The organism is Microcoleus sp. PH2017_09_SFU_O_A (genome assembly GCF_020738625.1).
In the GTDB taxonomy this organism is placed as follows: domain Bacteria; phylum Cyanobacteriota; class Cyanobacteriia; order Cyanobacteriales; family Microcoleaceae; genus Microcoleus.
Window position 1 is genome coordinate 20,749 of the sequence record NZ_JAEQCF010000070.1, and the last position, 9,435, is coordinate 30,183.

Annotated in this window: 5 protein-coding genes and 3 pseudogenes; 2 read left to right on the forward strand and 6 right to left on the reverse strand. The window is 46.2% G+C overall.

The features are described 5' to 3' along the window. Positions 1-12: 12 nt before the first annotated feature. From JGK16_RS23735 to JGK16_RS23760, 5 genes and pseudogenes are all read right to left on the reverse strand, one after another. A complete protein-coding gene (locus JGK16_RS23735; protein ID WP_293186798.1) occupies positions 13-780 on the reverse strand; it encodes a Uma2 family endonuclease in 768 nt (255 codons plus the stop codon). Positions 781-820: 40 nt separating this feature from the next. Further along, entirely contained in the window at positions 821-1,699 is an 879-nt protein-coding gene (locus JGK16_RS23740; protein ID WP_293186799.1) for a Uma2 family endonuclease, read from the reverse strand. Positions 1,700-1,931: 232 nt separating this feature from the next. Then, positions 1,932-4,940 carry a bifunctional diguanylate cyclase/phosphodiesterase gene (locus tag JGK16_RS23745; RefSeq protein ID WP_293186800.1) on the reverse strand — a complete coding sequence of 1,003 codons (3,009 nt, stop codon included), beginning with the start codon at positions 4,938-4,940 and terminating at the stop codon, positions 1,932-1,934. Positions 4,941-5,377: 437 nt separating this feature from the next. Then, positions 5,378-5,999, reverse strand: a pseudogene (locus JGK16_RS23750) (RNA-guided endonuclease TnpB family protein); the annotation flags it as partial. 458 nt (positions 6,000-6,457) lie between these two features. Next, positions 6,458-6,652: pseudogene (locus tag JGK16_RS23760) on the reverse strand (hypothetical protein); the annotation flags it as partial. Positions 6,653-6,930: 278 nt separating this feature from the next. Between JGK16_RS23760 and nfi the strand changes: the two are divergent. Beyond that, entirely contained in the window at positions 6,931-7,584 is a 654-nt protein-coding gene (nfi, locus tag JGK16_RS23765) for a deoxyribonuclease V (protein ID WP_293186801.1), read from the forward strand. A gap of 811 nt (positions 7,585-8,395) precedes the next feature. Further along, entirely contained in the window at positions 8,396-8,626 is a 231-nt protein-coding gene (locus JGK16_RS23770) for a KGG domain-containing protein (RefSeq protein WP_293149797.1), read from the forward strand. 530 nt (positions 8,627-9,156) lie between these two features. Here JGK16_RS23770 and JGK16_RS23775 read toward each other — a convergent pair. Continuing rightward, a pseudogene (locus JGK16_RS23775) lies at positions 9,157-9,435 on the reverse strand (RNA-guided endonuclease TnpB family protein); the annotation flags it as partial.

The following is a 9,435-nucleotide window of genomic DNA, read 5'->3' on the forward strand; positions in this document are numbered from 1 at the left end:
TATTTCAACTCTTTAAACAGTATCAGGATCTACTCCCAACTCCCGCAACTTAGCCGCCAATTTTTCAACGCGCTGACGTTCCTCTTGAAAATCTAGACGTTCCATTGCAGCTTGTTTAAGTTCCTGCAACCGCCTTTGTTCTTCTTTAATTAACCTTTCCACCAATGGCGGAGACAGTATTTCATCCACTGATAATCTCAAATTAGGAAATACTACAGATACTATGTCCTCACCCGGCAAGTAATCTACCTGTGAATAAACCTCATCACCTTCGGGAACTGCTATAACTCGCACCCGCTGTCTGTTTTCTGTCGGATCAACTATGCAATATTCCGGCACGTTAGCTTGTTCGTACTCTCCTCGTTTAAGTATATAATCTGCGCGTCGATCTTTGCCAACGACTTCTATTAATAATAAAGGCGTTTCATCAAAGTCAAGGACGGCCCCTCCGGGTCGAGCAGCAACTTGTTCTAAAAGACTTTGAGTGCAAACAACTATATCAGGGATGCGGGATGAACTTTCTTCGGTTCTGACTCCCAAATTTCTTTTGACTACTAAATCAAGATTGTTTTCAGCTAGGTGACGCTGCAATTTATAAACCAAATACTCACAAATATTTATGTGTAGAATTGTAGGCATTGCTATTGGTATTAATTCACCTCTGTGCAGTTCATGTTTTACCTCGTCATCGACTTTATAAAATCGGTATTCTTCAAAGGTTAATGTGGGTGAATCATCAACTTGTTGGTCTGTCAAAACTGGCGTGATTGATTGAGACATATCTTTGTGACCTCAGCGAGTATTTATGATTAAATTAAATTTAAATGACAGTATCAGGATCTACTCCCAATTCCCGCAACCTCGCTGACAATTTGTCAGCACGTTGACATTCCTCTTGAGCGCGTTGACTCTGCTGCTGGGCGAGTTGACGCTCCTCATCAGCGCGTTGACGCTCCTCATCAGCGCGTTGACGCTGCTCATCAGCGCGTTGACGCTCCTCATCAGCGCGTTGACGTTCCATTACAGCTTGTTGCTGTGATTCCTGTAATCGAACTCGTTCTGCCTTCACTAACTCCTCCACCAATGGTGGATTCAGTATTTCATCCACTGATAAAACCAAATCTGGAAATACTACAGATATAATTTCCTCACCCGGAAAGAAATCTGTATGCGTGTAACCATCTTCACCTTCAATAAATGCTAAGATTCTGATTTTTTGCTTCCCACATTTAGGGTCAACAATGCAATATTCTGGCACATTCGCTAATTCATACTGTGCTCGTTTAATCATGTAATCTGCCCGTCGATTTTCACTCACTACCTCTACTACTAATAGCGGTGTTTCTCCTAAGTCAAGGATGCCTGAACCAGGCTGGGCAAGTATTTGTTCCCACAAACTTTGAGTGCAGACAAGTACATCGGGAATGCAAGATGTAGCATTTTCTGTTCTCACTCCTACAGAAGTTTTTACTACTAAATCGAGATTGTGTTCAGCGAGATAACGCTGCAACTTGTAAACCAAATATTCGCAGATGCTTGTATGTAATGCGCTCGCCGTTGCCATTGGTATTAGTTTGCCTTTGTACAGTTCGTATTGTACATCAGGATCTCCTTGATAAACTCTGTATTCTTCAAAGGTTAAAGTTGGAGAATTATCAACTTCTTTTTCTTCTAAAACTGGGGCGATTGATTGAGACATAGGTTTTGGTATGAGTAAGTTTGTAGGGTGCGTCAGTTCATCAGTTGACAGTTGACAGTTGACAGTTGACAGCTACCTCTTCCATCGATAGAAGAGGATTGGAGCAATGAATCATTTTGTTTGATTTCCCCCTACACGGGGAGGCTTCAGATCCAATTTTCAGGCGTGAAGTTATAGGGCGACGATCGAGCGTTTGCAGACTGACGCACCCTACTAACTATTGTAGATCGGATTACCATTTGGGCGATCGCCTCAATAAGGCCGTAGCAGCCTCACTGTTGAGAGGTTTAGAGAAAAAGTACCCCTGACCGTACTCGCAGCCGATCGCCCGCAGTTGAGCCAATTGCACGGCGGTTTCGACACCTTCTGCGACTACCTCCATCCCCAAACTGCGCGCCAGCATGACGATCGCCCGCACGATTTCCAAATTCTCGCCCGCTGCTCCGATGCGACTGACAAAAGAGCGATCGACCTTCAAAATATTAATCGGGAATTTGTGCAAATAACTCAGAGACGAATAACCAGTACCAAAATCATCAATGCACAGCCCAATCCCCAACTCCCTTAACTGCGAAAGCATCGCCGCCGCCGCTTCCCCATCTTCCATCACCACAGTCTCAGTAATCTCCAACTTCAAACAGCGAGCATCAACACCCGTTTCCTGCAATACTTGCTTGATTTGCTCGATCGACTCCGGTTCCGAAAACTGCCTCCCCGAAAGATTCACTGCTACTGTCAGCCGGGAATTTCCCACAGGCAAATTCAAACTCTGCCACTCAATAATTTGGCGGCAGCTTTCGTTCAAAACCCACAAACCCAAAGGCATAATTAACCCAGTTTCCTCCGCCATCGCAATAAATTCCATCGGGGAAACTAAACCGCGTTCCGGGTGCAGCCAGCGCACCAGCGCCTCAAATCCGATCGCCGATCCGCTTTTCAAACAAACTATCGGCTGATAATAAACAGTAAAAGGACATTCCAATTTAAGAGGAGCCAATTGTGATTTCGTGCGCTCCAACTTCCAGTCGATTTCACATACAGGCGAGTTTTCCCCCGCCGCCCCACCTGGGAAATCCACAATCGAATATGTCAAATTCAGTTCTTCAATCGACTGCCGCAAATCGTTTTCTAAGTGCATCAAAGCCACAGCCCGAGTGTGCATTGCACTCGTAAACACTTCGTAACGAGCTTTACCGAGAGCTTTTGCCCGGTACATCGCAATATCAGCATCGCGCAAAATATCTCCAGGCCACTGATATTTGTCGGTACTCATAGCAATCCCGATGCTAGCAGTAATTAAAACTTTATGACCTTCTAAATATAGCGGTCGTTCGATCGCCTTCAGAATTCCCTTTGCTTGGGCGATCGCTTCATCCACACCTTGAATTTCCTCCAGCAAAATCACAAACTCATCTCCCCCCAGACGTGCCACCGTATCTCCTGGGCGCAAACAAGTCAACAGACGGCGGCCCACAGCCACCAACAGCCGATCGCCCGTGCGGTGTCCCTGGCTGTCATTAATCACCTTAAACCTGTCCAAATCGAGAAATAGCACCGCAAATTGATAGTTCGGATGCCGTTTGACGCGTGCAAAAGCTTGGCCCAACCTGTCAGTCAACAAAGCGCGGTTGGGCAACTCCGTCAGCGCGTCGTGCAAAGCATCGTGCAACAATTGGTCTTCAGCCGCCTTGCGTTCAGTTACATCGTGACAGTTGACGACAATTCCCCGCACCGAAGGTTCCGAGAGCAAATTCGTCGCCACCGCTTCCAACACGCACCAGAAACCCTGCTTGTGTCGCACCCGGTATTCCGCCAATCCCAGCCCAACTCTCGGCATTTGGATGACACCTTTGAACACTTGATCCACCATTGGCAATTCATCGGGGTGAATCAAGTCAAAGACAGACCGGCCGAGGACTTCCGCCGTCGGGTAGCCCAAAATCCGCTCGGCGGAAGGAGAGACATAGCGGCAAAAGCCTTTGTCGTCGAGAATTACAATAATGTCTCTGGCATTTTCAATTAGCGATCGAAAACGCTTTTCGCTTTGTCGCAGTTCTTGTTCCGTGCGCTTGCGATCGGTAATGTCGGTATTCATGTAAATCAGACCGACAATTTTCCCCGTGGGGTCTTTAATCGCATCGGCCCGCAGCAGCACTTGCAAAATTTTGTCGCTTTTTGTGCGGTTGGTAATTTCACCAGACCAAGAATAACCTCTGGCGATCGTATCGAGAACCTCGCAGGCGACTGCGGGGTCAGCAAAAACTGCCGGTATACCTCCTGCGAGTTTAAATTCCTCTGCCGTTTCCCATTCAAATAGCTGAGAAAACGCTTGATTTTGATAGATGTGAGTGCCGTTGGCATCGCTGATGCCGATCGCGTCGCTCGAACTTTCCACCGCCTTGCGAGTCAGCACCAGAGCTTCTTCTGCCCGCTTGCGCTCGGTAATATCAATCCCTACCAGACAAGCTGCATTCCCCCGATCGTACTTTTGAGCCACAATCAAATAATATCCCGCCGACTGTCCGCCCTCCGTTTTCACCTTAGCGCTGAGTTCTTTAACCGCTTCCGTAGCCTCGCAGGCAAAAAAATCCACCACAAAAGAGTAAAAATCCAAGCTAGCGCCCAGAAAACCGATATCTTGACCGACAAAGGCCGACGGCGACAAACCGTGCAGTTTAGCTAAGTGGTGGTTGACGCCCAAATAGCGCAAATCCGAGCTAATCCAAGATACTATGCCCGGAACTGCTTCCAAAATCGTTTGCAGTTGGTCGTTTGCTTGCTGCAAAGCTTCCTGCACTTCGATGCGTTCCGATAAGTCGGACTGAGTTCCGACGAAGTGAGTCAAATTACCGCTGTCGTCTCGCACGGGAGATAGCGACAATTTGTTCCAAAAAGGAGTGCCGTCTTTGCGATAATTTTTGATTGTCACCTGCAATGCTATGCCTTCGCGCAAGGCTTCGCGGATTTTAGCTACTGTAGTGCGATCGGTATCCGGGCCTTGCAAAAATCGGCAGTTGCGCCCCAAGACTTCACCGGCGCAGTAGCCTGTGATCCTTTCAAATGCTGGATTGCAATAAATTATGGGACAGTCGGGTGCCTTGGCGTCAGCAATAATAATACCGCTGGTAGTAGCAGCCAAAGCTCGATCGCGCAGCCACAGTGCTTCAGAAGCCGTATCGCGATCGGCTACGTCCCCCACTTCATCTAAATTATAAATTGACTGGTTATCCCGATTTCCCATCAGCCAAACTTTCAAGCCAACCTTTGCAATTTCCGAGTTGCTTCTTACTTTAACGTTTTTCAGGACTCACGAACGTAGATTGCATCTTTGCCTTTAACTAAGCGGGATTTCAGGTTAGTTGCTAGTTGTATTTTCTGCGCTTGCTGTGTCGGCATTTACAAAAAGCGCATCTTCAGTGCCAAGAGTGAAAAACCCTCAATTCCTCTCACCCTCTCCCCCTCTCCCCCTCTCCCCGCACTCCGTCAATCAGGATGTGCAGCAACTTATTTACCAGGAGTCGCAGATTGACCAGGCTTCAACAGTTGACAGTTGACAGTTGACAGTTGACAGTTTGAGAGCGACCTCTACCTAGAAGGAAGAGGATTGGAGTAATGAATAGTTTGATTTTAATTTCTCCCGAGCAGGGAGAGGCTTTCAACCAATTCTTTCTGGTAATATTAATCAAGGGTAGAGCCTCGTTGCTCCCCATTACTGTCGGAAACTGACCGTTCCATTTTTCGATCGCTTGAGTAGTGCAAAATTTCGGGAGTTGAAATACCCGCACGCTTATCGAAGCGATTATAGTGCAGGCTTCTAACATCGCGGGGGAATGCCGAGCGAACTGACTTACGTCCTTTCGTTGGTCTTACTTCCCCTCCGCTCTTCAGAAACGGCTGTTCCATCCGTTTGTAGCATTCTGATACCTTCTGCTCTAATATTTGTTGCTGCATTACCATCGCGATTGTGACGAGTGCCGCAATTGGGACAAGTCCACTCTCTAATATCAAGTGGCAACTTATCAATTTGGTAATAACAGCTAGAGCAAAGTTTAGAACTGGGGAACCATCGGTCAATTCCTACTAACTTCCCACCTTTTTTCTCTAGCTTGTAAGCTAAGAAATTAGTAAAAGTTCCCCATCCAGCATCAGATATTGCTTTAGCTAAATTGTGGTTGCGTACCATGCCTTTGACATTAAGATTTTCTACTACGACAACTTGGTTTTCGTTGACGAGTTTTCTTGATAACTTATGCAAAAAAACTTGACGGGATTTAGCTACCCGAGCGTACACTTTAGCTACAGTAGACCTCTTGCAAAAATCCTTTTAACCAAATTTTGGGACGGGCTAGAAGCCCATCCCACAAGAAAAAAGATTTTTGTGGGATGGGCTTCTAGCCCGTCCAAGAGGTCTAATCTTTTTAGCTTTGTTTCTTGATTTACTTCCTTTCTGTTTTTTTGCTAGCTTTTGTTGCTTGCTTGCGTTTGAGATTTTTTTCATGCTTGGCTAAGTGCTTAGGATTACTGTATATAGCGGGGGACTTCCCGGCGAGGTATAGCGGATCTAGCTCTCATATTCGCGGACGTTGTTGGGAAGAAGGCCCTATACGTCTGGGTGGTTATATAAGCTGTCAATTATACCTCATCTTTTTGAGAAAGGCTATAGTTAAAGTTTGTCGCTGCAACCGTTGAGCTTCTGCTTGCTATGAGAGCCCGGTTAATTTGGGCTTGAGCATCTTGGGTTGCTTTTTTAACTGTGAACTACCTACACGCTTCCTGGCGGTAAGCGTGTAGGCTTCCCAATTCAATGGGGATTGCCTCAACTTTCATAGATTTTTTACGTCCTGAAGATTTTCGTCTTACATCCCCTCCAAGGGCATTCGCGCTAGTTCCTAACGCCAGAATTCGCAAACCTTCATTTCTAATATTTATTGCAGCATTAATATCTCTATCATACTGAACTGCTTTTCGTCCTTCCTCCGACTTCCATCGGACTTCTGTGAACAGTCAACTGTCAACAGTCAACAGTCAACAGTCAACAGTCAACTCTTCCTTCCTCCTTCAAAATCTGCTAGAGAAGGGGCATTGGTGGGACTTACCCAACCCAAAGCGAGTATAAAAAAAGACTCCTTGGGCAAGTTTTGAATTTATAGCGACAAATGTTAAAAATTAGAATTTGAAAATGGCAGAAAATAAGCTAAGGTTAGATGAGAACGGTTGAAAAAAGATATCTAATGTTGCAGCAACACCCTTGGCCGAAGACAATTGAAGAGGCGATCGTCATTCAAGATGTTCTCCGGTCAGAGGTAATTACCGAAAATCTACGGTCGCCAGTTCGGTACGTCGCAGGCGTAGATGTCGGCTACGACAGTGCAGAAGGCGTATCGCGGGCCGCTGTAACAGTTTTGAGCTTTCCAGACTTGCAATTACAGCAGCAGTCTGTGGTTCGCAGTCCTACAGCTTTTCCTTACGTTCCCGGTTTCCTGTCTTTTCGAGAAGTGCCGGCAGTCCTCGACGCTTTACAAAATATCAGTTTGAGACCAGACTTGATATTATGCGACGGTCAAGGACTAGCTCACCCCCGCAGGTTCGGTCTGGCGTGCCATTTGGGAGTTTTGACAGGAATTGCGACGATCGGAGTTGCCAAAACTAGATTTATCGGAGAACATTCAGAAGTAGGGTTCGAGCGGGGCTGTTGGCAGCCTTTGCTGCACGAGGGATCAACGGTAGGCGCAGCGTTAAGGACGCAAACAGGGATAAAACCGATTTATGTATCGATCGGTCATAAGGTAAACTTGATAAGTGCGATCGAGTACGTCCTGCACTGCGCCCCGAGGTATCGCTTGCCAGAAACAACTCGATCGGCAGACCAACTAACATCGGGATAACTGGCAGGCCCGGAAGGCATCAAAAAAATAAAAAGTCAAAAGATAAAAAAGCATCCCTCTTTGGACTTTGAATTTTTGAAGTGTGGCCCTTAAGTCGAAAAATGTTCTGAGTGTATCGCCAATCAGCTTTCGGTTCCATCCTTCCAGCGAACTAAAGAGTCAGGAACTCAGGGAATCAACGCCACGCTCGCTTGTAAGAAATTACAAGCTGTTCTGACCAGACCCCTCGATCGCGAGGAGACGTTATTCAGGTCACGACACCGGAAAATGCGACGCCAGTTTTGGGCTCTGTCATCTGCAATTAAACAGTTTTAAAGTCACGCTTTACAGTGTTGCAGGTCTAACAAGCCTTTATAACCAGGTCTGCACGAAGAGACAACCATATCTCCCCAGGGGGGGCAACCATACCCCCCCTAACCCCGAAAGGGGATTCAAGGCGATTGAAATCGCCGAGCCGTTTCCCTCTCAGGACTAAAGTCACGCTCGTTTCCCACTTACTTACCGAGTTTTTTTTATGACTATACCTGAGAAAGAGGTATAAAAGTTGGGGGATTTGTAGAATGATTGAAAGACAGTAATCAGCTTAAACATTGGCGGCTTGAACTAAACTACCCGGGCGTGAACTATGTTTAGTTCACATTTGTAAATTATGAAACAGTCATCCTGCGACTTAAACTCAAAGTTTACATTCGTCAGATGATGTTTCATAATTTACCGTCTAACCTCTCACCGCTAGCTGGGAGTCCCAACTACGGTGGGAGGTGAGGCGGGATCGATCGAAAAAATCAGCAAAAAAAACAAGGAGACAGTCATGGCTGAGAAAAGCAAACGTGGATTCGCATCTATGGACGCAGAAAAACAGCGTGCAATTGCTAGCAAAGGCGGAAAAGCTGCACACGCGAAAGGAACTGCACACGAATTTACTTCGGAAGAAGCCAGAGAAGCCGGTCAAAAAGGTGGCGAAGCTGTCAGCAGAAATCGGGAACACATGGCTCAAATTGGTCGCGAAGGCGGCCGGAAAAGCCGCAAAAGCGAAGCTTAAGTGAGTCTGTGACTATTTAACACAGTGACTGAAATATCGTCACTGTGCGATTCTTAAGAAGTTATGAAGCTATCTTGAGCGTCAACAAGTTTGCGGGCTAGACAAGGCAAGCAAACACCAGTCTGTCTCTCAATAAAAGCCAATCCGATCGCAAAAAGCCCCGAAATCGGGGCTTTTTTGTTTGTGAGACGAATTATTTGGTTAACTCATATAGCTGGCGATCGCACTTTTTGACCTCAGAAACCCCGTTTTTTTGCAGATTTCTCGTTCCCAAACCCAAAACTCTTAGAAACCCGGTTTCTTTGTAGATTTCTCGTTACCAAACCCAAAACTCCCACAAACCTGGTTTCTTGGCCCAAGCACGCGAGCCCGGAAACCGCCCGCAGTCTGGATATAAATTAAGTAAGATTTTGATATATTTCAGGAAACTTTGACACTCCCCGGTCTGAAGACGCGGGGATTCTTAAGGACAAACTTTGGAGGATGAATCCGCCCAAAGTTTAATTCTTAAAGGGTTAGTCAGTAACCCGCTACCCACACAGCGAGTTTATTGAGTCTATGGCTACTTTTGATTTCCTAATGATGTTTGCCGCACCGTTAACATCTGCATTCAGAATTGATTTCTGAGCAGAACGGTATAAACCTCGTTTAATTCTTTTACCAGACGGTTGCCAATTGTCGGGTTTTTCACCAACTTTCACTGGCAGTATGTCTCGATCCAAGAAGCTAGCTTTTGAGGTGTAGGATTCGTCTTGCTCTACAAATCTCCATCCTCTGAGAGCGCACTCTTGTTGTAGTCTATCTTTGAC